We start from the raw sequence: 23,700 nt of genomic DNA, 5'->3' as shown, positions 1-23,700 counted from the left end.
CGGCGCGGACCGAGCCAGAGAACGACGGAACAGAGGAGTCTCCCGGATGAATTGCCCCCGACGACAGCTGGCGCGCGCCCTCCCCCTCCTGATCCTCGCGGCGTGCCTCGCCGTCCTCGGCGGCTGCGAGCACCCTTCGCCGGCGTCCGCCCAGCGGGAGGACAGGCTCGTCGTCTTCGCCGCCGCCTCCCTCCGGGACGTGTTCACCGCGCTGGGGGAGGACTTCAAGCGCTCTTATCCGGGCGTCGAGGTCACGTTCAATTTCGCCGGCACGCAGGAGCTCCGCACGCAGCTCGAGCACGGCGCCGCGGTCGACGTGTTCGCCTCGGCGGATCAGCGCCACATGGACGAGCTCGTGAAATCCCAGCGCGCCGCGGGCCCCGTCGTCTTCGCGCGCAACGAGCCCGTCCTCGTCGTCGCGAGCGAGAGCGCCGCGACCGTCCGGGGGCTCGCCGACCTCCCCGCCGCGACCCGCATCGTCATCGGCACCCCCGAGGTCCCGATCGGCCGCTACACGCTGCAGATCCTCGATCGCGCGTCGGCCTCCCTGGGCGCGGATTTCCGCGCGCGCGTGGAGTCCAGGGTCGCCTCGCGCGAGCCCAACGTGCGGCAGGTGCTCGCCAAGGTGCGCCTCGGGGAAGCGCAGGCGGGCGTTGTCTACCGGACGGACGCGCAGGCCGCGCAGGACGGCGTGGTCGTCGTCGCGATCCCGCCCGAGGTCAACGTCCTCGCCGAGTACCCGATCGCCGTCGTGTCCGGCGCCGCGCACCCCGGGCTCGCGCGCGCGTGGATCGATCTCGTGACGTCGGAGGCCGGCCGGACGGCGCTGTGGCGCGCCGGGTTCCTGGTGCCTTCCGGCGGGGGCGCGCCTCGGTGAGCGGGCGCCTCCGCGCGGAGCGGGTCGCCCTGGCCGCGGTCGGCGCGGTCCTCGTGGCCTTCCTGGCCGTCCCGATCCTGGCCTTGTTCGCGACGGCCACGGCGGGGGACGTCGAGCAGGGGCTCCGCCACCCCCTCGTGTGGCCCGCGCTGCGCCTGAGCCTCCTGACGACCTCCGCGAGCCTCGCCGTCGTGGTCGTCCTGGGGACGCCGCTCGCCTGGACGCTGGCGCGCTCGCGCGGGCGGCTCTCGCGCGCGGTCGAGACGGTGGTGCAGCTGCCCATCGTCGTCCCGCCCGCGGTCGCCGGCGTCGCGATGCTGCTCGCGTTCGGCCGCCGCGGGCTCCTCGCCGGGTGGCTCTACCCCGTGGGGTGGTCCGTCTCGTTCACGACGACGGCGGTCGTTGTCGCCGAGGTGTTCGTCTCGGCGCCGTTCTTCGTGCAGGCGGCGACCAGCGCGTTCCGGAGGGTCGACGCGAGGCTCCTCGTGGTGGCGCGGACCTTCGGCGCGTCGCCGCTCCGGGTGTTCTTCCGCGTGGCGCTGCCGCTCTCGGCCCCTGGGCTCGCCGCGGGGGCCGCGATGAGCTGGGCCCGCTCCCTCGGCGAGTTCGGCGCGACGCTCATGTTCGCCGGCAACCTGGAGGGGCGGACGCAGACGCTGCCGCTCGCCATCTACACGGCGCTCGAGTCGGAGCTGCGCGCCGCGCAGGCGCTGTCGATGGTCCTTGTCGTCGTGGCGTTCACGCTGCTCCTGTTCGTGCGGGCCGTGCTGGGGCGCTCCACCGAGGCCGAGCGCCCCGAGGCGGCGCCGTGATGGCGGCGGAGCGCCTCCGCGCCCGCGTGACCGCGCGCATCGGGCGCCTGCGCATCGAGGCCGATCTCGACACCGGCGGCGGGTCGCTCGTCCTGGTGGGGCCGAACGGCGCCGGGAAGACGACCTTGCTCTCGCTCCTCCTGGGCATCTTGCCCGTGGAGCGAGGGCGCGTGGAGGTCGGCGAGGCGGTGCTCCTCGACACGGCGGCCGGGATCGACGTGCCCGTCGAGCAGCGCGGGATCGGCTATGTGCCCCAGGACTACGCGCTGTTCCCGCACCTCAGCGTCCGTGAGAACGTCGCGTTCGCGGTGCGGAGCGATCCGGCGCGGCGGGGGCGCGCGGCCGACGCCGAGGTCGTCGACGCCATGCTCGACGACCTCGGCATCGCCGCGCACGCGCACCGGCGGACGCAGGCGCTCTCCGGGGGCGAGAAGCAGCGCGTGGCGCTCGCGCGCGCGCTCTCCGTGAGCCCGCGGGCGCTGCTCCTCGACGAGCCGCTCGCCGCACTCGACGTCCACTCGCGCCGCGAGGTCCGGGCGTTCCTCTCGGACTACCTGCGGACGCTCGCCCTCCCCACCGTCGTCGTCACGCACGACGCCACGGACGCGCGGCTCCTGGGAGATCGCATCGCCGTCCTCGAGGCAGGGCGCGTGACGCAGGCAGGCACCTGGGAGGAGCTCTCCGCCCGACCGGCGTCGCCCTTCGTGGAGGAGTTCGTCGCCTCGGCGCGCAGCGCCGGCGACGCGCCGCCCTCCCGTAGCGCGGATTCGGCCTGAAAATTCAGCAAGGAGCAGCGAAGACCCTCTGTCACGGCCGGATCTCCGGGCGCGAGGCCATCCGTCGGTCAGTCGCCACCCAGTCACAGTCGCCCCCCAGTCACAGTCGCCCCCCAGCGCGATCATGTTGAAAATGATAATCATTCGCGTTACCGTCTCGCTCGGGAGGTCGACTTGTCAAACTCGAAGGACTGTCGTCACGAAACCCTCGCGTACAACGGCGTCGCGCACGTCCAGCGGTGCTTGGACTGCGGGGGTATCTCGATTCACCTCGGCCCCGTCTCCGTCCGGCTCGACGATTCCAGCCTGGAGGCGTTGTGGGCCGTGCTCGGAGAGGCCTCCGCGGAGCTCCACGCGCGGAGGACGACCGAGGTGATGAGCGTCGTGAGGCGAGGTGTCGCGTGAGGGCCCGGGCGCTCGCGCGCGCGGCCTCGACGGCGCTTCCGCTGGACGGGCCCAGGGGGACGTTCGGCGTGCGGGTCCGGGGGCTCGCGTGCGCGGCCATGGGGCGCCTTGGCCGGTGGGTCGCCGTGGCCGGCTGCGCGGCGATGTTCGGCTTCGTCGGCGCGTTCGTCGCCCTGAGCGCCGGCTGGGTCGAGTGGCCTGGCTACCTGACGGCGGTGTCCGGGTCGCTGCTCATGTACGCCGCCTGCCTCGCGGTCGGGCACGCCGGTGATCCGGTCGCGCTGCGGCGCCGGCAGGGCGCCTCTCGCGCGTCAGCCCTCGACGCCGGCAGCGCTGCAGTCCTTGCAGACCCCGAGCAGCTCGTGGACGTGGCCCGTCAAGCGGAAGCCGAATCTCTCCGCGACATCGCGCTGAAGAACCTCGATCGCCTCGAACTCGAACTCCACGACCTTGCCGCAGCGTGTGCAGATCAGATGGTCGTGATGTTCACGCTCGAACGCTCGCTCGTACCGCGCGCCGTCGCCCTTCGACACGAGCGTCATCTGGAGGAGCCCCGCTTCCACCAGGAGGGGTAGGACCCGGTAGACCGTGGCGGGGTGGGCATCGACGACGCCGCTCTCGCGGAGCTCCTTCAGCAGGTCGTCGACCGAGAAGTGGCCTCGCCTGAGGAGCGCCGCGCGCGCGATGGAGTCGCGGACCGACGACCCCTTCAGGCCGCGCTGCCGCACCGTGCGCCGCAGCCGCTCCAGCGCCCGCTCGAGGCCGGCCTCGTCGAGCGCGGGCGGCTGGGTCACATGGCGCACGCGGGGAACTATACGAACCGTTCGCAAGATGGTCAACGCCAAGCCCGTCGATCCCTTGGAGCGCATGAGCAGGAGGCGATCGCAGCTCGATCCAGTCCAGGGTGGTCACGTCGGGCAGATCTCTGCCCAGGCGAAGCCCTACGTTGAGCTCTGCGACGACGGCAGGTGGGACGAGCAAGTGCCGATAGAGCTGTTGCAGAAGCTCGAGGCGCCCGAGTCGGTGAAGGTAGCTCAGCGGCCCCGTATCGCTGATCACCGCGACCGGAAGCGTCATCTCGCTGCCGTCTTGGCAACATCCACATCGGCCGGGTCGAACGCCGCGGTCGGGATGCCGATCTCCGCGAGCCGGGCTGCGAAGCGAAAACGCTCCACGCATGCAATTTCGGCGGCCTTGGCCAGCGACACCCGGCCTTCCTCGTAGAGGCGGATCGCGGCGGCGAAGGCGATCTCGGACGCCAGCCGTTCGGCCGGCACCTGCAGCGCTGCGCAGAGGTCGTCGGGTACCGTCAGGGCGACGATGGTCATGCCTCTGAGTATCGCGCGAAGCGCCCCGGTGTCGAGGTCGGCTCGGGGGCCACAGCCGGCGTCGGCGCTGCGATTCTGGGCGGCGCTCGACTGCCGCGCCCGAATGCTTGCGCTGCAAGCCGCCCTCTTATGGCGCTTCCCGTTCACGCGTCGACGACGGAGGCTCCTCGACCATCCGGCGCAGCCGCTCGAGCGCGCGATCCCAGCCTGCGGAGATGCCGTCGAGGAACACGCGGGCTTCCTCGATCCGCCGCGGCTCGAGCGCGTAGAGGACCTCGCGCCCGCGCCGCTCGTGCGTCACGAGGCCCGCGCCCTCGAGCACCCGGAGGTGCTTCACGATCGCCTGTCGCGTCACCTTCGCTCCGTCGGAGAGCGCGGTCGCCGACAGCGCCCCTCCGGCGCCGAGCCGGGTCACCACCGACAGCCGCGTCCCGTCGCCGAGGGCGAAGAAGACGTCAGCGACCGCCGGTTCACACGTTTTCGACATACTTCGCGATGTTCTCGGCCTGAGCGGCCCATCCCCCCTCGTTCATGCGGAACGCGCGCTCGCGCCGATGCGCTGGCACACGGTCGAAGCCGGACTCCACGATGGTGAGCAGGGTGCCGTCGGCGACCCCCTCGAGGCGGAACTCGACGAGCGTCGTCGGCTCGTTGTCCGGGTCGGCCTCGGCGTCGATGCCATACGGGATCCAGCGAAAGCTGAAGTACCGCTCCGGCTCGATGCGCTCCACCGTGCAGAACACCGCGCCCTTCTCGGGGAGCTTCACCTTCGAAGGCCGGAGACCGCGGCTCTTCTGGTAGTCCATGATGGCGGCCTCGTTGAGCCCCTCGTCGAAGATGCCCGTGAGCGTCTTGCCCGCGGCGAACTCGCCCTCGAGCTCGATCCCGAACCAGCGCCCGAACTCCCGGGCGTCGGCGATAGCCCGCCACACGCGTGACACGGGCGCGCGCAGCGTGACCTGCTTCTCGATCCTGTCCGTCGATGCCATGTGCAACCTCCTGGATGCACAATACCGAGCAGCGCAACGAAGTGCAACCATTTGATTGCACATCATCCGCACAGCGCGACCGTGGCGTCCGGCGCCAGCAAGGCAGGCGAGCTCCAGCGTTGCGTCCGACGACGCCTTCAGGGGGTCTTCCACCTCGAGGGTCTCGAGGTGGAAGACCTTCGCTTGACTTCCGGCAGCCAATACACAACCATATGGTTGTGGATTCGCTGAGCACGACCCTGGCCGCCCTGAGCGACGCCACCCGGCGCGCGATCCTCGTGCGGCTCAAGACGGGGCCTGCGTCGGTGCACGAGCTGGCGCAGCCGTTTCAGATCTCGCAACAGGCCATCTCCAAGCACCTGGCAACCCTGGAACGAGCGGGTCTGATCGAGAAGCGGCGCGACGGGCGGCAGCACGTTTGCCAGCTCAATCCCGCGCCGATGCGGGAGGTGGCGAGCTGGGTCGAGCAGTACCGGCAGCACTGGGACGAGGCGTTCGGCCGCCTGGACGACCTCCTGCACGAGCTGCATCCGCCGAAGAAAGGGTGATCACGTCACGATGCAATTTTCTCAAACCCCTCATGAGCCCACGGTCCTCATCGAGCGCACGTTCGATTTTCCGCGCGACGTGGTGTTCGATGCGTGGACGAATCCCGACCTGCTGGCGCGCTGGTTCGCGCCGCGGGGGTGCACCATCCGCTTCGCGCGGATCGACGTCCGACCGGGAGGGGGCTTCCACTCGTGCATCCACAACCCGCAGTTCGGCGATTGCTGGACCATCGGTGTCTACAGCGAGGTCGTGCGGCCGGAGCGGCTCGCGTTCACCATGCGGATCGCTGACGCGAACGGGAATCCCGTCTCCTCCGAGAGCCAGGGGCACGACCGGGACTGGCCCGAGGAGACGCTCGTGTCGATCACCTTCGTCGAGCGAAACGGGCGGACGCTCGTGAGGCTCGAGCAGAACGTGAGCGAGGCGCTCGCTCGCCGGACCGGCGCGCACCCGAGCTGGCTCCAGATGCTGGACGCGCTCGGCGAGGAGCTGGCGAGGGGCGCGCGGAGGCCTGGCTAGGACATCGATCAGGCTGATTTTGTGAGAACTTCGGGCGCTCCGATGGAACGCTCGACGGTCTCGCCGGACGCTTGCAGACACGAACCGCTCGCAGACACGCGAAGCAGCAAGGCCACCATGACGACACCGATCCTCTACGCCCACCCCTTCTCGTCCTACTCCCAGAAGGCCTTCATCGCCTTCTATGAAAAGGACGTCCCTTTCGAGCTGCGCCTGCTGGAGCCTTCCAACCCGCAGGCCGGCGCCGAGCTGGCGGCGCTCTGGCCGCTCGGCAAGTTCCCGGTGCTCCGGGTCGGCGACCTCGCCCTGTGGGAGGCGACCATCGTTGTCGAGTGGCTCGACCAGGCGCATCCGGATCCTGCCCGCCTGATCCCGCGCGATCCGGCCGCCGCGCTCCAGGTGCGGATGTTCGACCGCATCTTCGACAACTACGTCATGAATACGATGCAGGTGATCGTGAACAACCGCATCCGCGAGATGCAGTCCAACCCGCGCGATGAGTACGGGGAGGTTCAGGCCCGCGCCGCCCTGGACAAGGTCTACGCCTGGCTCGACGGCGAGCTCGCCGGCCGCACCTGGGCGACAGGCGACGCCTTTACCCTCGCCGACTGCGCCGCCGCCCCGTCGCTTTTCTACGCCGACTGGGTCCACCCCTTCGACGACCGCCCCAACCTGCGCGCCTACTACCGCCGCCTGCGCGAGCGCCCGTCCGTCGATCGCGCGGTGGAGGGCGGCCGACCCTACCGCCACTATTTCCCGGGCGGCGCGCCGGCCGATCGCGACTAGCTCCAGTCTACGGGCGGATCGCCAGCAGCTCGGCGGCCTCATTCGGCACCGCGGTCGCCATCATGTCGATGAGCATCCGGGGCTCCGCGGCGCCGAGCGCGCCGAGGTTCCGGAGCTCCTGGGTGCGGCTCATGAGCCACAACAAGCCGGTGGTGAGCATGCGCGGCAGACGGCTGAGCAGCGCCACCACGGTGGGCTCGATGGCGTGGCCCAGGCCGCGCACGATGTGAAACCCCTGGGCGAGCGCGGCGGCGTAGCGGCGCGCCTCACGCCATGTGATGCCGGCGTTCCTGTGCGCCACGACGACGCCGATCGACATGAGGGGGATCACCATGGCGGCGTGCGAGCGCAACCATCCATGCATATCGGCGCTGGTCACGGTCGGGATCCCTGCAGCGCCGAACACCTTCGCCCAGGCCGCATTGCCCACGGTGGTGCCGGGCAGGATGCGCCTCCGCAGCTTGCCGTCGATGAGATGCGCGAGCACGCCGCCGGGGAAGCCGAACGAGAAGCGCTCGGCGCCCACCGCGTCCCGCAGTCGATCCAGCGGCTCGAAGGTGTTGAACATGAACATGATGTGTCTCGCGGCGCTCTGTCGCAGCGCGGGTAAGACGCTGTCGACCTGAGGCGCCAGCACCGTCACGAGCACGAGATCGTACGGGACGCTCGGGTCGAGCGTGCCGGCGACGGCCACAGGGGCGCGCGCGCCATCGCTCAGAACAATGGCGCGGTCTTCCCGCAGGCGCTCCAGCCGCGCGCCGCGCGCGACGGCCGTGACCTCGTGGCCGGCTTTAACCAGCTGGTAAGCGAATGTGCTGCCGATGGCTCCTGTACCGAGCACTGCCATTTTCATGGAGACAGCATAACCTGCGCCGCATCACGGGGGTTTTGCGCTGGTACAAAGCCGTTTTGCATGGACGAAGATCCGTCGAGGTGGCAGGGTCGTCCCATGGACTGGGACGATTGTCGTGTGCTGCTCGAGGTCCACCGCCGCGGGAGCTTCCTCGCGGCCGGACAGCGCCTCGGCATGTCGGCCTCCACGGTCATGCGGCGCGTCTCGACGCTCGAGCGCGCGCTCGGGCGCTCCGTCGTCCACCGGACGAGCCACGGGGTGCGGCTGGAACGCGAGGCCCTCGCGCTCGTGAACATCGCCGCCGGGTTCGAGCAAGCGCTCGGGGCGCACGATCGTGAACGAGCCGGCACCGTGCGCCTCTCCGTGCCGGAGGGGTTTGGCGCCGTGGCAGCCCAGGCGGCGCGGCGATGCTGGGAGCAGGACCAGACGACCATCGTCGAGGTGTCGGTCGAGTCGCGGCTCGTCGATCTGGCGGAGCGCGAGGCCGACATCGGGCTCCGCGGGGGTCGTTCGGCCTCGAACGTGCTCATCGAGAAGCGCGTCGGCGAGGTCAAGCCGGCTTTGTACGCGAGCGCCGCTTACCTGGCGGCGCATCTGCCCGGACGCCGGGTCACGCGAGATGACTACACAGGCCAGCGCTTCATCGTCGATGAGCGAGTCACCCAGGGACTCGGCCCCTTCCACTGGCTCGTGGAGCGCGGCGCGCGAAATTTCCCGCTTCGTTCGAACGCCGTGGAGACGCGGATCGAGGCAGCGCGGGCAGGCATGGGCATCGTCGTGCACGCGGCCGGCGTCGATGTTCCGGGTCTGGAGCCCGTGGCGCTCGACGCCGCGGGTCCGTCGGTCCCGTTCTACGTCGTGATGCATCGAGAGCTGCGCCAGGTGCCGCGCATGCGCGCGATGGCGAAAGCGTTGAGCGAGCTGTTCGCGGAGTACACGACCGGGGCCGCCGCTCGTGGATGACAGCGGGCCCTCGCGCCGCTCCAGCGTGTCGACCGGCGCGACGGCGGGGTGGTGCTGCAGGCGCCGCCGGTCCGCGGCCGTGCCCGCTGGCGCCCCGCGTCGTGGCAGCGCGGACGCAGCGACGCTTGACATCCTAGGACAATCGTCCTACTAGATCGACTCTCCGCGGCTGCGACAGCGGCCGTCCGGCGAGGCGATGCTGTGAGCAACCCGACGACGCGCGCTCAGATCGTTCAAGCGGCTGATGGTCTCTTCTATCGACGGGGCTACGAGCACACATCCTTCGCTGATATCGCGGAGGCCGTCGGTATCTCACGCGGCAACTTCTATTACCACTTCAAGACGAAGGACGAGATCCTGGATGCGGTGATCGACGAGCGCCTCGCGAGCACGCAGCAGATGCTCGATCGGTGGGAGATCGAGGGCAACAGCCCCGCGGACCGAATACGTAGCTTCATCGGTATCCTGATCGCGAACCGCGCCAGCATCAAACGATACGGTTGCCCCGTTGGCACCCTGTGCGCTGAGCTCGCAAAGCTCGACCACCCTTCTCGACCGGGAGCCAACCGGCTGTTCACGCTCTTCCGGACGTGGCTGAGTCGGCAGTTCGTCCAGCTCGGCCGGGCGGACGACGCCGATGAGCTCGCGATGCACCTCCTGGCCCGGAGCCAGGGGGTGGCCACGCTGGCGAGCGCCTTCCACGACGAGACCTTCATCGCGCAGGAAGTGGAGCAGATGCACGCGTGGTTGCTGTCGCTGGCGACCAGCGCCGGCCCGCCTGACCCCGACGCTCGGTCAGAGCGGGGGCTCCAGGCGACGCAACGCAAGACGACACGTGGCCGCCCCCGCGGCAGACGTGAGCCGTAACCCCAGGAGCGTGCGCCGTGTTTCTTGTCCTTCTCAAATTCTCCGACAACAAGGGTCAAGCCAGCCTGCACATGGAGCAACACAACGCCTGGATCCGGCGTGGCTTCGACGAAGGAGTGTTCGTGCTGGTCGGGAGCCTGAAGCCCCACGGCGGCGGCGGGATCCTCGCGCATCGGACCACGATGGACGAGCTCCGCGACAGGGTGAACGGCGATCCGTTCGTCGCCGCGGGCGTCGTCAGCGCCGAGATCCTCGAGATCGCGCCGTCTCGCGTCGACGAGCGGCTCGGGTTCCTGCGAGGCGACGCGCCATGAGCGCCGCGACGATCGTGGGACCCGACGGTCGAGCGCGTTGCCGCTGGTCCGGCGCGGCGCCGGAGTTCATCGACTATCACGATCGCGAGTGGGGGTTTCCTGTCAGCGACGACCGCCGGCTGTTCGAGAAGCTGAGCCTCGAGGGCTTCCAGTCCGGGTTGAGCTGGCGCACCGTCCTCGCCAAGCGTGAGAGCTTCCGCGCGGTGTTCCACGGCTTCGACGTCGACGAGATCGCTCGCTTCACCGGGCGAGACGTCGAACGGCTCCTCGGAGATGAGCGGATCATCCGCCACCGCGGCAAGATCGAGGCGGTCATCCACAACGCTCGATGCGCCGGAGAGCTCGTCGAGCGCGAGGGCTCGCTGGCGGCGTTCGTCTGGCGCTATGAGCCCGCCGCGGAGCGGCTCGCGCGCCCGCAGACCGTATCGACGTCACCGGAGTCGGTCGCCCTCTCGAAGGACCTGAAGAAGCTCGGCTGGAAGTTCGTCGGCCCCACGACGGTGTACGCGTTCATGCAGGCGATGGGGCTGGTGAACGATCACGTCGAGGGCTGCGTCATCCGAGGAGACGTCGAGCGCTCGCGCGAGCGATTCAAGCGCCCCCGACGCTGACGGCTCGTACCCGTCACGGTCGGGGACACCGCGGCTTTCATCTGCCCATCCGCCCACCGTCATGGCTGCGGTGCGAGCCAGCACGCAGCGCGCTGACGATCCCGGCGCTCAGCGTCAGCGCGGCACCGATACCGAGGCCGATGCGCGGCGCGGCATCGATTGGCATGAGCGTGAAGAGCAAGGTCATGACGACAGCGCCCGCCGTCTGGCCGGCCAGCCGCGCGGTGCCCTGCATGCCGCCCGCGGCGGCGCTCCGCGCGCGCGGGGCCGCGAGGAACATGTTGCGGTTGTTCGGCACCTGGAACAGGCCAAAGCCCGCGCCGCACAGCGCCACGAACGGCACCAGCGAAAGCGCGCTGCCGTGCGCCGGCGACAGCGCGAGCGCAGCGAGCCCCAGCGCGAGACACCCCGCGCCCGTCGCGCACAGCCAGGCCGTCGAGATGCGGTCGGCGAGGCGGCCCGCGACGGGCGCCAGGAGGGCCACGCTCAGCGGCCAGGGCGTGATCAGCAGCCCGGTGCTCAGAGCCTCTTGGCCAAAGCTGTGCCGCAGATAGAAGGGCAGCGCGACCAGCGCCGAGGCCTGTCCCGCGAAGCACGCGACCGACGCGATCACGGAGACGCGAAACGAACGGCTGCGCAGCAGGTCGAGCGGCACCAGGGGCGCCTCCTTCGGCAGCTCGCGGCGGAGCAACAGCGTCGCGCTCAGGGCGGCCGCGGCGAGCAGGCCGGCCCCGAGCGCCGGCGCCGCCGGCAGCAGCTCCGCGCCTGCGATCAGCGCGCCGAAGGCCCCCGCGTTCAGCGCCATGCTTGTCGCGTCCAGCGCCCGCGCCGTGCCGGGGACCTCGGGGAGGCCGCGCGAGGCGAGCAGCACCGCCACGCCGAGCGGAAGATTGACGGCGAACAGCCAGGGCCAGCTTGCGCTCGAGAGCAGCACGGCGCCGACCGTGGGCGCCGCGGCCGAGGACAGCGCCACGGCGAGCGCGTTCCAGCCGATGGCGGCTGCCAGCTGCGCCTGCGGAACCACGAAGCGCAGCAGCGCCACCCCGAGCGCCATCACGGCGGCGCCCCCGAGCCCCTGCAAAAAGCGCGCGGCGACCAGCCAGTGGAGCGATGGCGCCAGCGCACACAGCACCGACGCGCCCGTGAACAGCCCGACGCCTGCCGTGAACACGGCGCGATAGCCCAGGCTCTCGCCCAGCGCGGCGCACGGCAACAGAGCCATCACCAGCCCGAGCTGGTAGGCGCTGACGACGCGCACCGACGCGGCGGGCGTCACCTGGAACGCGTGCGCCAGCGCAGGCAGCGCCACGTTGGCGATGCCCGCGGAGAGCACCACCAGCACCATGGCCGCGAGCACGCACGCGATCGCCTCCGCGCGCGCCGGGCCCTGCACACCGGAAGCCGCCTGCTCGGGCGCCTCGCTCGGCAGGGGCGCGCCCGCGATCGAGGTGCGCAGCGCCATCATGTTCCCACCGTCCAGACGCCGTTGCGCTCGACATAGCGGGTCACGCGCCGCGCGACCTGATCTTCCTGTCGGAGATCGCGCTCGGTGAAGCGGAACAGCAGCGCCGGGCCGGCGACGCAGCGCGTGTCGTGGATGTCTCCCGGCAAGAACAGCTGCGCCTGCCCGGCGCGCAGCAGCGTCTCGTCACGCTTGACCAGCTGGACGCCGGCTCCGGTCTCGACGCGAGCGTAGGTCGACATCGCGATCTCTCCGCGCTGCAGGGCGTAAATCACCCAGCCGCGACCGTGGTCATGCGGCGGGCGGTAAAGCCCGGGCTGCTCGGTGTGGGCCTGCAGCACGAAGCCGTGCTTCGCATCCCGGTAGAGCTCCCTGGACGCGGGCGCGTCCTCGTGAAGCGCCGCGAGCCAGGGCTCGGAGGCGTGCGCCTTCGCCAGCTGTTCCAGGTGATCGCGACAGCTGGCGACAAGGTCGCTGCTGAGCGGTCCCCAGCTGGCGCGGGTGCGATGGACGAACAGGTCAAGGGCGTTCTCGGTCATGCGTGGCCTCCGGCTCGGCTCGAATCGAGGTGATCCGACCTTCGACGTCGAAACTAGAGCGCCGGCACGGATTGCGGAACGCGCAACGATCGCAACAACTATGTGCGTATGACGCCATGGTTCGCCCCGACCTCTGCTAGCCTGGTGGCATGTCGCTGCCCGACCTGAACCTGCTCGTGACGCTCGACGTGCTGCTCACGGAAGGCAGCGTCACCGGCGCGGCCCGACGCCTGAGCCTGAGCCCGTCGGCGATGAGTCGGGCGCTCGCGCGCCTGCGGGAGACCCTGGACGACCCCCTGTTGGTGCGCGCTGGACGCGGCCTGGTGCCGACCCCACGCGCGCTCGAGCTGCGCGAGCGCGTGAGCCACCTGGTGCAGGGCGCCGAGGCCGTCCTGCGCCCGGCCGAGAAGCTCGACCTGAAGCGCCTGGTGCGCACCTTCACGCTGCGCACCAGCGAGGGATTCGTCGAGAGCTTCGGTCCAGCCCTGATCGAGCGCACCGGCGCCGAGGCGCCAGGCGTCCGGCTGCGCTTCGTGGCCAAGCCCGACAAGGACAGCGCGCCGCTGCGCACGGGCGCTGTCGACCTCGAGACGGGCGTCGTCGACGAAGACACCAGCCCCGAGCTGCGCACCCAGGCGCTGTTCCGCGACCGCTTCATCGGCCTCGTGCGCAGCGACCACCCCCTCGGCCGCGCGAAGATCACGCCCGCGCGCTACGCCGCCGGACGCCACGTCGTGTTCTCGCGGCGCGGCGTGGCCAAGGGGCGCATCGACGAGAGCCTGGCCGCGCTCGGTCTGGCGCGCGAGGTGGTGACCATCGTCGGCGGGTTCGCCACGGCGATCGCCCTGGCGCGCGCGACCGACCTGATCGCCACCGTTCCGGATCACCACACCAGGAGCCTGCGCGACGGCCTGTTCAGCTTCGCGCTGCCCTTCGCCGCGCCGGAGATCACCGTCTCGTTGCTGTGGCACCCGAGGCTGGACGCGGACCCCGCTCACCGCTGGTTGCGCGACAGCGTGCGGGAGGTCGTGGCAGGCGGGGAAGAGACGGCGGCGCGGAACGGGCGTGCTGGGCAGCGCCGCGAGCCACGGAGGAGGCGAAGGGGCTAGTGCCGCCCTTCAGTGTTGACGATGACCTATGGCCTTACCGCTGTGGCCCGACGGCCAAGCTGGCGGTGTCGATGACGAAGCGATACTTGACGTCGCCCTTGAGCATCCGCTCGTACGCCTGTTCGATCCGCTGGATCGGAATCACCTCGATGTCGGCGACGATCCCCTTCTCCGCGCAGAAATCGAGCATCTCCTGCGTCTCGGCGATGCCGCCGATCGTCGACCCAGCGATCGTCCTCCGCTTGAGCACGAGGTTGAAGACGGTGGGCGACGGGTGGGCGTCTTTCGGCACGCCCACGAGCACCAGGGCGCCGTCCCGCCTGAGCAGCCTCGTAAAGGCGTCAAGGTCATGGCTCACCGCGACCGTGTTCAGGATCATATCGAAGCTCTCGGCGTGGCGGTCCATCTCGTTCGCGTTGCGCGACACCACGACCTCGTCCGCGCCGAGGGCCTTGGCGTCTTGCCGCTTCGACTCCGACGTCGTGAACGCGACGGTGTGCGCGCCCATCGCGTGGGCGAGCTTGACGCCCATGTGGCCGAGCCCGCCGATGCCCACCACGCCGATCTTCTTGCCGGGCCCGGCGTTCCAGTGCCGAAGCGGCGAATAGGTCGTGATGCCGGCGCAGAGCAGCGGGGCCACGGCCGCCAGCTGTTCCTCGCGATGACTGATCTTCACCACGTGCTTGTCGTTGACGACGATCCGCTGGGAGTAGCCGCCCAGCGTGTGCCCGGGGGCGTCCGGGGTCGGAGAGTTGTAGGTGAGCGTCATGCCCCTCTCGCAGTACTGCTCGAGGTGCTCGGTGCAGGACGCGCAGCGGCCGCAGCTGTCGACGATGCAACCGACGCCGACCAGCTCGCCCTTCTTGAAGCGAGATACCTGGGCCCCCACAGCGGACACCCGCCCCACGATCTCGTGCCCAGGAACGCACGGATAGAGCGTGCCCGCCCATTCACCTCGGACGGTGTGCAAGTCCGAGTGGCAGACGCCGCAGTAGGCGATGTCGATCTGCACATCGTGGTCGCCCGGGGCGCGACGAAAGATGTCGAGCGCTTCCAGCGGCTTGTCGGCGGCATGGGCACCAAAGGCTTTCACGGTCATCTTGAACTCCTGGAAGAGCTTGAGCTCCTGGAAGAGGGAGGGTAGGCCCGCCTCGCTCGTCGGCTGCCGGGCCACGTGCAGCACTATCATGCGCTCGGCGTCGACGGTGAACCAGAGCGCCAAACGGGAAGAAATTCGAACAAATACGCAAACTTAGCAGGCAGTGCACCGAGCGACCCCCTCCTCGAAGCGTTCGGCCCGTTGTTTCTAGCCGCGTCGCCGTCGCCGCCGGCGCTCGCTCTCCTGTCTGCGCGGTCCCATCTCCCGATCGCGAAGCGCGGCGCCGAATTCACGTACCAGGTCGACGAGCGGTCGGAGCAGGACAGACTGCGCGTCGGGCCGCCACATCGCAATGTTGCGCATCTCCAGACCGAGATCGCTGACCGGCTTCCAGATCGCGGTGCCGACCGCGAGGAAGGGCGCCGCGGGTTCCGCGCCGAAGGTCAATCCGAAGCCGCTCGCCACGAGCGTCAACAGGGCTTCTCCGTCGAGGATCTCCGAAGCCACGTTCAGGGTCACGCCGCGCGCGCGAACGGCGGCGATGATGTCGTCATACAAACGAGGGTTGCTCTTCCGCGGATCCATGAGCATGGGCTCGTTCGCCAGGTCCTTGACTTTGATCATGGATTCGGTCGCCAGAGGGTGCTGCTCCGGCACGATGATCCCCAGGCGATGCCGGGCAAGCACGACGCTCTGGAGCGAGGAGTCATCCGGGACGTAGTTCCCATAGCCGAGCGAGATCTGCCCCGCGCGCAAGGCGTCCCACTGCTGCGCGCTGCTCATGGGCACGAGCTCCACGTTCACTCGAGGCGCCTGCTCCCGAAACCGCGTGAGGATCGTCGACAACGGCCCTACATACGCAGAGCCGCTCTCGAAGCCGATCGTGACCGTCCCGATCTGGCCTTCGGCCGTCTCCCGCGCCTCTTTCGCCGCAGCGTGCACGTCTGAGAGGATCGTCTTCGCTCTGTCCAGGAGAAGCCGCCCGGCGGGCGTGAGCTTCACGCCGCGTCCCGATGGCTCGAAGAGCTCCGCGCCGATCTCCTCCTCGAGCTGCTGCATCTGACGACTCAACGGCGACTGCGATACGTGCAGCGTCTCTGCCGCGCGCCTGAAGTTCTCCTCCTCGGCGATGGCGATGAAGTAGCGCAGGTGACGGAGTTCCATCGGTTTGGTCCTCGATCCCAGGGCTGGCCGCAGCCCCCCATCGATGCTCAGCAGGTCTCAAATCGAGCCCAATATCGTCCTGGACGACTCGGTTGTCAAACGTTACCAATCACGCAGGGTCATGAAGGTCGCAAGGAATCGCCTGGTCACCCAGTCAACGACCAGGCGTCGCACGCATGGCCGTTCATTCAGAAGGAAAGGGATTATAGATATGAATTCGATCAGCGACGGCCAGGTCGCAGAGGTCCTCGAGCGTCTTCATGGGGAAGCGGAGGCAGCCGACGCGCCGCTGGCCGCCAGCGCAGCGAGCGAGGCGGCCACCAGGGAAGAGACGATCACCCAGCTCCTCAAGGACGAAGCCAACGATCTGAAAGGCACGTATCGCGGGTTCGCGGAGAATTTCCTCAATGTCTCCCCGGATCTTGGACGTTTTCTCTACATGTGTGCCCGCGCATGCAAGGCCAAGTGCATCGTGGAGTTCGGCTCCTCGATGGGGATCTCCACGATCTATCTGGCGACCGCGCTGCGCGATATGGGCGGCGGCCGCTTGATCGGGACCGACCTTGTGCCCAGCAAGGTCGAGCGGGCGCGGGCGAACGTCGCCGCCGCCGGGCTGTCCGGTCTCGTCGAGCTCCGGGTCGGTGATGCTCGAGAGACCCTCAAGTCGGGTGTCGACGGTGATATCGACATGGTGTTGCTCGACGGCGCCTTCACCCTTTACCTGGACGTTCTCAAGCTGCTCGAGCCGCATCTGAAGCCTGGCGCGATCATCATCGGCGAAAACGCGTTCGAGCAGGCCTCGGGCTATATCGACTACGTGCGCAACCCGCAGAACGGCTACCTCTCCCAGCCGCTCCCGTTCGACGCGGGACGCGGCAACGAGCTCACGATCAAGACGGGTTGAGCACCCTGGCCGAGGCACGTTGCAGGGTCATGGGGCCACCCGGGTTCCCTCGTAGGATCCGCAACGCTCACGCCGTACGAGCTGCCGGCGCGGGCGATGGCGCGGTCCTGGAACAGCCGCGGCACCCACACGCGCAGAGCGCGGTAGCCGCGGCGGCGGGCCCCCGTGGAGCATCAGGGCTGGCACGGCGGCGCGCTCTCCATGCCGCTCATCGCGGGGTTTGCTGCGGGCAAGGTCTCCTTCTGAAGCTCGGCGCGCGCGGCATCGGGTCGAATAGCCGCCTTGCCACAAAAGCGGCCACCCGGCGCGCACCGTCCGCGTCGATTGCTGCCAGCCCGGAAGCGCTGCCCGAGTAGAATGCGCCGGTGAGCAACGTGCCCAGCGCCGCCGACGAGGTCGAGCGGTACCTCCGCACCGGCGAGACCGACCCACACAACGCGGCGTGGCCCGGCGAGTTCATGGAGCGTGCGAACCGCGCCCACGAGGAGCTCCGAGGCGCGCTCGTTCGCGAGGTGCGGCGGCGGGCCGAAGGACTCGCGCACGAATCCCTGCCGCACGCCGACGCCGTCGCCATCACGCGCGGCAAGGTCGAGCCGATGGTGCGGGGGCTGTTCCCGCGGGTCGAGCAGGACGCGGTGCTCGCGACGCTCGAGAAGTCGGTCGTGTTCGTCACGAGCGAGAACATCGAGCCGCTCTTGCTGGAGCATGGATACGACAGCTCGGCGTGGACGCTCGCCAACCTGTACCTCGCGAGCCTCGGCGCGGATCTGCTCGGCGAGGACGCGCCGTGCCTCGTTGGCTTGAGCGAGGGGACGACCTGCTATGTCTCGGTCGAGTACTTCGCGGACGACGATCCGTTCGCCGACTTCATCGTTCACGAGGCGGCGCACATCTTCCACAACTGCAAGCGCGCGACCGTCGGTCTTCGCGAGACGCGGACGAAGGAGTGGCTCCTCGACATCGAGTACCGCAAGCGCGAGACGTTCGCGTACTCGTGCGAGGCCTACGCGTGCATCCTCGCGCGCGCCAAGGGCCCAGCCGAGCGCCGCGCGCTCGCCGCGGAGTATGGTGCGACGGCGCGGCTCTCCGAAGAGCGGGTGGATCCGAGCGAGGTCGCAGACATCGTCGCGGAGGCGGCGAGCGCACGGAACGGCTGGAAGCGCATCCTCGCGCGGTGCGCTCCGACGAGCCGTCCGCGGTCGGCTATCCAGCTGCTACGAGCATCGTGGGCCGCTGAGGATGCTGCCCGGCGTCGGTGATCGAGTCGGGTCCGGTATCCATGCATTTCGGCCCGTCGGCCCGGCACGCCTTCTACGTCATCGTCCCCGCACCGCCGTCACGTTTACGGGGAACCAGCACACGCACGCGCTATCGTGACATCACGACGTTCGAGGCGCAGGGCGCCGACATCGAACTCCCGGAAGATCGGAGGGTCGGGCAGGTTCGCCACGCGGCGCACAGCAGATGGACGCCCCGGTCTGCTGGAGGACCTGCTCCCCTCCCATCGGGCGTCCCACCCGGTCGAGGGGTCGCCCCTCGTCCGAGCTGGGATCGCACCGGGTCGAAGGGGGGGCCGCATCGGGTCGGAGGGGGCCTCGGCCCGGACCGATTCTGTGACGGCTGCGAGAAACGCCCCGTAATTCTGAGCATGAGCCCTTCTCGTCCTCCGGCCGACCCGGTCCAGCACGGCGCCTGGACATCCATGCACACAACCGCGGTTCATGTCCTCCCTGGTATGCTCCGGTTCCTCGGGGTCGCCGAGGACGACCTGGACGACCTGTGCCAGGACGTCCTGCTGGGCGCCTACCGCAGCTTCCCCCGGTACGACCCGATGCGGTCCAGCAGCGCGCGCGCCGCGGCCCTGGTGGCCTCGCCAGACACCGTGGGATACGCCGCAGCGCCCGCGCAGGCCGCCGTCGTCGCCGCAGACAGCGCACCGGGTGACACGCCTCCCCGGCCGCGCAGCACACCCACGGGCATGCCCGATCCAGCGCGACCGGAGCGCCTCGGCGAGCACTGGAGGGCGGAGGCGTCGTGGCTCTTCGGGATCGCCTGGCGGCAGGTCCGCCATCACCTGGAGCGCGCCTACCGGCGCCGCGAGGTGCCTGTAGGGCTCGCGGACGCCGCTTGCTTCCAGCAGGCAGACGTCGCGGCGAGCAGCGAGCATCACATCGCCGCGCAGGAGCGGCTCGCGCTCGCGATCCGCCTCCTGTCGGAGCTCGCGCCCGAGCGCCGCGCCGTCCTCCTCCTGGCCGACGCGTACGATGTCCCGATGCGCGAGATCGCGCGCGCCCTTTCGCTCAACGAGCACACCGCCGCGAGCCGGCTGCGCCTCGCGCGCCGGGACTACCGCGCCGCCGAGAAGCGGCTGCGCCCCGAAGAGAGACGGGCGCTCCGGTCCAGCGTCCTCGTGCTCCCGCTGTTCTCCGCGACCTCGTTGCGTTCGCTCCGCGAGACGATCCTGCCCGCGAGCGACCCGGCCGCGCCGAGCGCCGGAGCGCGGGTCGATGGGACACGGTGGCGAGCACGCCTCGCGCGGCTCGCGCGCGCGACCCCCCGGGCCCTTCGCCCGGCGCTCGGGTGGGGTGCGGCAGGCGTCGCCGGTGGCCTGCTCCTGGCCGCCTGGCTCGCTCGAGCACCGGTCGACTGGGCGCGCCACCTGGGCCCGGCCGCGATACCCATCGTCGTCGCCCGAAGCACTCATCCAGCCCCGACGCCGGAGCCACGACCCCAAGGCGTTCTCGGTGAAGCGCCGCGCCCCGACGACGCCACGCGCTCCGCCGACACCCAGAGCCCCCGAGCGCCCGCGGCACGGACGACCGATGGGCCAGGCCAGCGCAAGCCCGCTGGATCGAGGCACGCCCCGGCGCCCCCAGACCAGAGCCAGGATCGTCTCGACGAGGAGCTCGCGCTGCTCGATGCGGCCAGGCAAGCGCTGTTGCATGGCGAGCGCGGCGCCGCCCTGAAGCACATCGATGCGCACGCGCAGCGGTTTCCACGGAGCCGGCTGACGTTGCTGCGCGAGCGGCTTCGGTCGAGGGCGGAGGCGCTGCCGGTGACGACGACCGGCGGCACGGCGGGGCACGAGCGGCGATGAGCGCAGAACCGCCGCTTCACGCGCGCGTCGCGTCGCGCGCCCCGCGACGGGGAAAGCGGGCATGGTGCGCAGCGTTCGCTTCGATGGTCGCGGCCCTTGCCGCGCAGCTCGCGGCCGCGCCGGTCCGGGCTGATTCCGGACCGCGCCGGGCCCACGTGCGGATCGAGCTCACGCGCGCTCCAGGCACCGAGCGCTGCCCCGACGAGCGGTTCCTGCGCGCGGAGATCGCCCGGCGCATGGGCTTCGACCCCTTCGACGCGGAGGCTCCGCTCACGATGGCGGTGTCGATAGAACAAGGGCAGCGCGAGCTCATCGCGTCGATATACCTGCGCGATCGCCGCGGCGTGGTGATCTGGACCGACGGCTACAGGGCGCGCGGCGACTGCAAGGCGCTGGTTTCGACGGTGGCCCTGTCGATCGCGGTGCAGCTCGACGAGACGGGCGAGCTCCCGCCGCCGCAGGCAGCGCCGGCCCCGCGGGGAGAGCCGGCGATGCCGGCGGAAGCGCCGTGCTCCCCCGAGCGCCCGTGCGCGGGACAGCCGGCGCCGCCGCCGAACGAGGCGCCGCCCGCGCGCGAGCTGCCATCCGTGCGGGCACCACCCCGCCACCGCGCGGAGCAAGCTGCGGCGGAGCGCTTCCGGTGGAGCGTTGGCGCCGGCGCCACGATGGCGCTGGGGCTGACGCCCGGCGTTGCGGTTGGACCGACGTTGGCGGTCACGGGACGCTGGCCGGCATGGTCGGTCGCGCTGGAAGCCCGCGGGCTCTCGTCGCTGTCGACAAAAATAGAGGGCGTGCGCGTGGCATCATCGGCGCTCACCGCGAACGCTGCCCTGTGCCTTCACCGGCAGCTTCTCTTCGCGTGCGGGGTCGGAGAGCTCGGCGTGCTCCGTGTCGTGCCCGACGCTCCAAGGCTCGCGAGAATGCTGCTGAATCTTCGTGCCGGAATCGGTGCGCGAGCCGGCGTCAGGTGGCCGCTGTCAGAGGGCCTCTCTGGGTACGGAAGTGCCGAGGCGGTTCAGCGCACGATCGATGCGTCACTCCTCCGCCGTGGAGGCATCGCCGAAGCAGAGCGCGCAATCTGGAGCGCTCCCGCGCTCGGTGCGGCGTTCGGGATCGGTCTCGAACTGAACCTATGAGGAGGTCCGGCGGCAGAGATATCCGCCGTCCCCCAAGGTGACAAGAATGAGAAACTTTTCACGACCGAGGGAATGCTCAGCGCGCGCCAGGCCCGCGGGGCGACAGCCGCCTTGCGCTCAGGGCCATCATTCCAATAGGGTACAACGCATGCGCGTTCCGAGCTTTGCCCTCGCAGGCGTCCTGTTGACCGCGAGCTGCACCCAAGCCCCCATCGTCATTGAGGGCCCATGTTCGGACGAAGAGCGCGTCCTCTACCCTGAGTGGTGTGAGAAGTACGGCGGCGACGGCGGCCAGGGCGGTGGTGGTGACGGCGGCGGTCAGGGCGGCGCTGGCGGACAGGGCGGCGCTGGCGGCGAGGAGCACAGCGCGCTGTGCTCCGGCCAGTGCGTCTCCCCCGCCCCGCTCGGCTGGTCCGGCCCGGCGCTCCTCTGGTTCGGCCCGCCGGAGGCCGCCCCCGATTGCCCCGCCGACGCGCCGACGATCGGCTACGAGGGCTTCGCCGATCTCCAGCAGGTGCCGAAGACGTGCCCGACCTGCGCGTGCGACCCGCCCGAGGTCTCGTGTTCGCTCCCCACCGCGTGGGCCGCATCGTCCTCCTCGTGCCCCGGCGACGAACCCGACGCCGTCGCAACGCCGTTCGCCGCGCCCGACGCATGGGACGGCGCCTGCACCGCCGGGAGCGCGATCCCTGCCGATCAGGACTGCAACGGCGAGCCCTGCGTGCAGTCGCTGACGATCGCGGCGCCCTCGATCGCGGCCGGCGCATGTACGCCCCGCATCGAAGCCCCGCAGCCCATCCCCCAGAACGCGCTCTTGTGGGCGACGCGCGCGAGGGCCTGCGTCGCCGGGGCGCACACCGCGTGCGCCAACGCGACCACGTGCGCGCCGGCAGCGCCGCCCGGGTTCCTGACCTGCGTCTACCACGAGGGCGAAGCCGAGTGTCCGAAGGGCTACGCCCAGAGGCATGTCTTCTATAAAGACGTGCTCGACGGCCGCGACTGTACTCCATGCAGCTGCGGCGAGCCGACCGGCGCCTCGTGCACGATCATGGCGTCCGTGTACCGCGACGCGGCATGCACGGACCTAGTCGCATCGACCCTCGTCGACTCCAGCGTTCCGTTCTGCGGGGTGACACCGCCCGGCGTCGGCCTGGGAAGCAAGTCGGCCGCGGTCGTGGCGGTGGAGCCGGGCGCGTGCGCACCGCAGGGCGGCGAGCCCGTCGGCGAGCTCCAGCCGGCCGAGCCGTCCACGTTCTGCTGCATCGCCTGAGCTCGCCGGAGCCGCCGCCGCCCGGCGGAGCCGCGGCCCGGCGCAACGACCGGCTACCGGCGCCCCCAAAACCGGCGGCGTCGTCTCAGATGGCTGCGAACGGCGATGGGCGATGGTGAATGGGGGCGAACGCGCCGCGGAGCGCAGTTTCCGCGCGGACGGCGAACCGGCTGGGATGACGGCGGCCGACCGCCGGCCGATGTCTAGGAGGTCGCGGGCGCGGGGGTCGCGGGCGCGGGCGCCGCCGCCGGCTTGCCGTTGGCCTGTCCGGCCTCGGCGGCCTTGCGGGCCTTCTCGCGCCGCGCCACCGCACGCCGGCGCCGCTCGTAGGCGCTCGTCACCTCACGGGCGATCTCGGGGTGGCGCCGGAATACGTGGGCCGCGATCTTCCGGATGGCGCCGACGCGCCCGACCATGAGGTGCAGGAGCTGGTTGCGGATCGTGGTCGCGGCGGCCGAGGCGCCGGCCTCGGGGGCCGCTTCCAGCGCCCGCCGTTGCAGATCCTCCGCGAGCTTCCTGGCCTCGGCGATGAGGCGCACGTCGAACGCCTCGTCCGCCTCGACCAGGCGGTCCTTGAGCGACTCCGCGAGCCCCGCGTAATCGCGGAGCGCCTGGGAGAGGGCGCTCGAGCGCTGGCCGTCCTGCGCGTGGAACTCCTTGATGCGCGCGAGCTGCGCGTCGGCGGGCTCGTCGACGTCGTCGTCGAGCAGGAACTCGAGCGCCGACTCGAGCTCATCGACGACGAACCGGGCGCGCTCTCCGAGATCGGCCACGGCCGGATCGACGATGAGGAGCAGCCGCGTCTGCGCCTCCTGCACGGCGTGCACGATGGAGAGCAGCTCCTCGCTGCTCGAGGCGGGCAGGCGGCTCTTGACCCGCTTGAGGCCCGGGCGATCGCCGTCGGGCTCCCAGTACTTCTTCACGAACGCCGCGGCGGCAACCGCCTCGCGCACGGCGATGTCGTACGGAATGTTCAGCGGGTTGTCGGTCCGCTCCGACCCGGCGGCGACCTTGACCCAGCGATCGAAGTCCTGTCCTTGCTTTGCCATGACTGCTTGACCCCTCCTCCTGCGACCCGCGCCCCTCGGGGCACGACGCAAAGCGGCAAGGATGAGCTCGGTCGTGGGGACGTCCAGCGCGGAGCAGGGTCTGGACGGGGGTGGGGGGAGCCGGGAGGCGAGGCGCGCGGGGTGGGATGTCCAGATGGGCAACGGGGATGTCCAGATGACCCCACCCCCTGTCCAGATGCGCGGGGGGATGTCCAGATGACC

26 protein-coding genes and 1 pseudogene are annotated in these 23,700 nt (G+C 70.4%); 17 read left to right on the top strand and 10 right to left on the bottom strand.

Annotated elements, in window-relative coordinates:
- The first annotated feature begins 46 nt into the window (after nt 1–46).
- The 4 genes from modA (at nt 47) to WMF39_RS06270 (ending at nt 2,870) form a co-directional block, all read left to right on the top strand.
- Entirely contained in the window at nt 47–877 is an 831-nt protein-coding gene (modA, locus tag WMF39_RS06285; protein WP_437744635.1) for a molybdate ABC transporter substrate-binding protein, read from the top strand.
- A complete protein-coding gene (locus WMF39_RS06280) occupies nt 874–1,689 on the top strand; it encodes an ABC transporter permease (RefSeq protein ID WP_437744634.1) in 816 nt (271 codons plus the stop codon). The genes modA and WMF39_RS06280 overlap by 4 nt, the downstream gene beginning before the upstream one ends.
- Complete coding sequence (locus tag WMF39_RS06275; protein WP_437744633.1) at nt 1,689–2,465, top strand: ABC transporter ATP-binding protein; 777 nt, start codon at nt 1,689–1,691, stop codon at nt 2,463–2,465. Before WMF39_RS06280 ends, WMF39_RS06275 begins: the two co-directional genes overlap by 1 nt.
- A 174-nt stretch (nt 2,466–2,639) precedes the next feature.
- Nucleotides 2,640–2,870: a hypothetical protein gene (locus tag WMF39_RS06270; RefSeq protein WP_437744632.1), complete on the top strand. Its 231-nt coding sequence runs from the start codon at nt 2,640–2,642 to the stop codon at nt 2,868–2,870.
- A 311-nt stretch (nt 2,871–3,181) separates the two neighbouring features.
- Here WMF39_RS06270 and WMF39_RS06265 read toward each other — a convergent pair whose 3' ends face one another.
- The 4 genes from WMF39_RS06265 to WMF39_RS06250 all read right to left on the bottom strand — a co-directional run bounded on the left by WMF39_RS06265 (nt 3,182) and on the right by WMF39_RS06250 (nt 5,187).
- Nucleotides 3,182–3,673: a Fur family transcriptional regulator gene (locus WMF39_RS06265; protein WP_437744631.1), complete on the bottom strand. Its 492-nt coding sequence runs from the start codon at nt 3,671–3,673 to the stop codon at nt 3,182–3,184.
- Nucleotides 3,674–3,943: 270 nt separating this feature from the next.
- Complete coding sequence (locus WMF39_RS06260; RefSeq protein WP_437298218.1) at nt 3,944–4,198, bottom strand: UPF0175 family protein; 255 nt, start codon at nt 4,196–4,198, stop codon at nt 3,944–3,946.
- A gap of 127 nt (nt 4,199–4,325) precedes the next feature.
- A complete protein-coding gene (locus tag WMF39_RS06255; protein ID WP_437744630.1) occupies nt 4,326–4,685 on the bottom strand; it encodes an ArsR/SmtB family transcription factor in 360 nt (119 codons plus the stop codon).
- Nucleotides 4,669–5,187, bottom strand: a complete 519-nt coding sequence (locus WMF39_RS06250) for an SRPBCC family protein (RefSeq protein WP_437744629.1) — start codon at nt 5,185–5,187, stop codon at nt 4,669–4,671. Before WMF39_RS06250 ends, WMF39_RS06255 begins: the two co-directional genes overlap by 17 nt.
- Before the next feature lie 218 nt (nt 5,188–5,405).
- On the opposite strand from WMF39_RS06250, the gene WMF39_RS06245 reads away from it, so the two are divergent.
- The 3 genes from WMF39_RS06245 (at nt 5,406) to WMF39_RS06235 (ending at nt 7,041) form a co-directional block, all read left to right on the top strand.
- Nucleotides 5,406–5,735: an ArsR/SmtB family transcription factor gene (locus WMF39_RS06245; protein WP_437744628.1), complete on the top strand. Its 330-nt coding sequence runs from the start codon at nt 5,406–5,408 to the stop codon at nt 5,733–5,735.
- A 10-nt stretch (nt 5,736–5,745) separates the two neighbouring features.
- A complete protein-coding gene (locus WMF39_RS06240) occupies nt 5,746–6,255 on the top strand; it encodes an SRPBCC family protein (protein ID WP_437744627.1) in 510 nt (169 codons plus the stop codon).
- 117 nt (nt 6,256–6,372) lie between these two features.
- On the top strand, nt 6,373–7,041 hold the full coding sequence (locus WMF39_RS06235; protein ID WP_437744626.1) for a glutathione S-transferase family protein: 669 nt from the start codon (nt 6,373–6,375) through the stop codon (nt 7,039–7,041).
- 7 nt (nt 7,042–7,048) lie between these two features.
- Here the strand turns inward: WMF39_RS06235 and WMF39_RS06230 are convergent, their stop codons facing one another.
- On the bottom strand, nt 7,049–7,894 hold the full coding sequence (locus WMF39_RS06230) for a ketopantoate reductase family protein (protein ID WP_437744625.1): 846 nt from the start codon (nt 7,892–7,894) through the stop codon (nt 7,049–7,051).
- A gap of 96 nt (nt 7,895–7,990) precedes the next feature.
- Here WMF39_RS06230 and WMF39_RS06225 point away from each other — a divergent pair, with 96 nt between their 5' ends.
- From WMF39_RS06225 to WMF39_RS06210, 4 genes and pseudogenes are all read left to right on the top strand, one after another.
- Nucleotides 7,991–8,857 (top strand): LysR family transcriptional regulator, encoded by an 867-nt coding sequence (locus WMF39_RS06225; protein ID WP_437744624.1) that lies wholly within the window; start codon nt 7,991–7,993, stop codon nt 8,855–8,857.
- 201 nt (nt 8,858–9,058) lie between these two features.
- Nucleotides 9,059–9,613, top strand: a pseudogene (locus tag WMF39_RS06220) (TetR/AcrR family transcriptional regulator); the annotation flags it as partial.
- A gap of 128 nt (nt 9,614–9,741) precedes the next feature.
- Entirely contained in the window at nt 9,742–10,038 is a 297-nt protein-coding gene (locus WMF39_RS06215) for a YciI family protein (protein WP_437744623.1), read from the top strand.
- Nucleotides 10,035–10,649 carry a DNA-3-methyladenine glycosylase I gene (locus WMF39_RS06210; protein ID WP_437744622.1) on the top strand — a complete coding sequence of 205 codons (615 nt, stop codon included), beginning with the start codon at nt 10,035–10,037 and terminating at the stop codon, nt 10,647–10,649. The genes WMF39_RS06215 and WMF39_RS06210 overlap by 4 nt, the downstream gene beginning before the upstream one ends.
- 37 nt (nt 10,650–10,686) lie before the next feature.
- On the opposite strand, the gene WMF39_RS06205 is transcribed toward WMF39_RS06210, so the two are convergent.
- Together WMF39_RS06205 and WMF39_RS06200 are read right to left on the bottom strand one after the other, a co-directional pair.
- Entirely contained in the window at nt 10,687–12,114 is a 1,428-nt protein-coding gene (locus WMF39_RS06205) for an MFS transporter (RefSeq protein ID WP_437744621.1), read from the bottom strand.
- Entirely contained in the window at nt 12,111–12,650 is a 540-nt protein-coding gene (locus WMF39_RS06200) for a hypothetical protein (protein ID WP_437744620.1), read from the bottom strand. The genes WMF39_RS06205 and WMF39_RS06200 overlap by 4 nt, the downstream gene beginning before the upstream one ends.
- Before the next feature lie 149 nt (nt 12,651–12,799).
- Between WMF39_RS06200 and WMF39_RS06195 the strand changes: the two genes are divergently transcribed.
- Nucleotides 12,800–13,759, top strand: a complete 960-nt coding sequence (locus WMF39_RS06195; protein WP_437744619.1) for a LysR family transcriptional regulator — start codon at nt 12,800–12,802, stop codon at nt 13,757–13,759.
- A 34-nt stretch (nt 13,760–13,793) separates the two neighbouring features.
- On the opposite strand, the gene WMF39_RS06190 is transcribed toward WMF39_RS06195, so the two are convergent.
- Together WMF39_RS06190 and WMF39_RS06185 are read right to left on the bottom strand one after the other, a co-directional pair.
- Nucleotides 13,794–14,858 (bottom strand): NAD(P)-dependent alcohol dehydrogenase, encoded by a 1,065-nt coding sequence (locus WMF39_RS06190; RefSeq protein WP_437747950.1) that lies wholly within the window; start codon nt 14,856–14,858, stop codon nt 13,794–13,796.
- Between the two features lie 207 nt (nt 14,859–15,065).
- Complete coding sequence (locus WMF39_RS06185; RefSeq protein WP_437744618.1) at nt 15,066–16,022, bottom strand: LysR family transcriptional regulator; 957 nt, start codon at nt 16,020–16,022, stop codon at nt 15,066–15,068.
- Between the two features lie 211 nt (nt 16,023–16,233).
- On the opposite strand from WMF39_RS06185, the gene WMF39_RS06180 reads away from it, so the two are divergent.
- The 5 genes from WMF39_RS06180 to WMF39_RS06160 all read left to right on the top strand — a co-directional run bounded on the left by WMF39_RS06180 (nt 16,234) and on the right by WMF39_RS06160 (nt 22,429).
- Nucleotides 16,234–16,926 (top strand): O-methyltransferase, encoded by a 693-nt coding sequence (locus tag WMF39_RS06180; protein ID WP_437744617.1) that lies wholly within the window; start codon nt 16,234–16,236, stop codon nt 16,924–16,926.
- A 365-nt stretch (nt 16,927–17,291) separates the two neighbouring features.
- Nucleotides 17,292–18,185 (top strand): hypothetical protein, encoded by an 894-nt coding sequence (locus WMF39_RS06175; protein WP_437744616.1) that lies wholly within the window; start codon nt 17,292–17,294, stop codon nt 18,183–18,185.
- 389 nt (nt 18,186–18,574) lie between these two features.
- Entirely contained in the window at nt 18,575–20,023 is a 1,449-nt protein-coding gene (locus tag WMF39_RS06170) for a sigma factor-like helix-turn-helix DNA-binding protein (protein WP_437744615.1), read from the top strand.
- A gap of 83 nt (nt 20,024–20,106) precedes the next feature.
- Nucleotides 20,107–21,159 (top strand): hypothetical protein, encoded by a 1,053-nt coding sequence (locus WMF39_RS06165; protein WP_437744614.1) that lies wholly within the window; start codon nt 20,107–20,109, stop codon nt 21,157–21,159.
- 148 nt (nt 21,160–21,307) lie between these two features.
- On the top strand, nt 21,308–22,429 hold the full coding sequence (locus tag WMF39_RS06160) for a hypothetical protein (RefSeq protein ID WP_437744613.1): 1,122 nt from the start codon (nt 21,308–21,310) through the stop codon (nt 22,427–22,429).
- 203 nt (nt 22,430–22,632) lie between these two features.
- Here WMF39_RS06160 and WMF39_RS06155 read toward each other — a convergent pair whose 3' ends face one another.
- A complete protein-coding gene (locus WMF39_RS06155; RefSeq protein WP_437744612.1) occupies nt 22,633–23,478 on the bottom strand; it encodes a hypothetical protein in 846 nt (281 codons plus the stop codon).
- Nucleotides 23,479–23,700 lie beyond the last annotated feature (222 nt).

The organism is Sorangium sp. So ce1504 (genome assembly GCF_051521635.1).
GTDB lineage: Bacteria > Myxococcota_A > Polyangia > Polyangiales > Polyangiaceae > Sorangium > Sorangium cellulosum_B.
The sequence above is the reverse complement of the archived record's forward strand: the minus strand, read 5'-3'. Positions and strand labels throughout refer to the sequence as shown.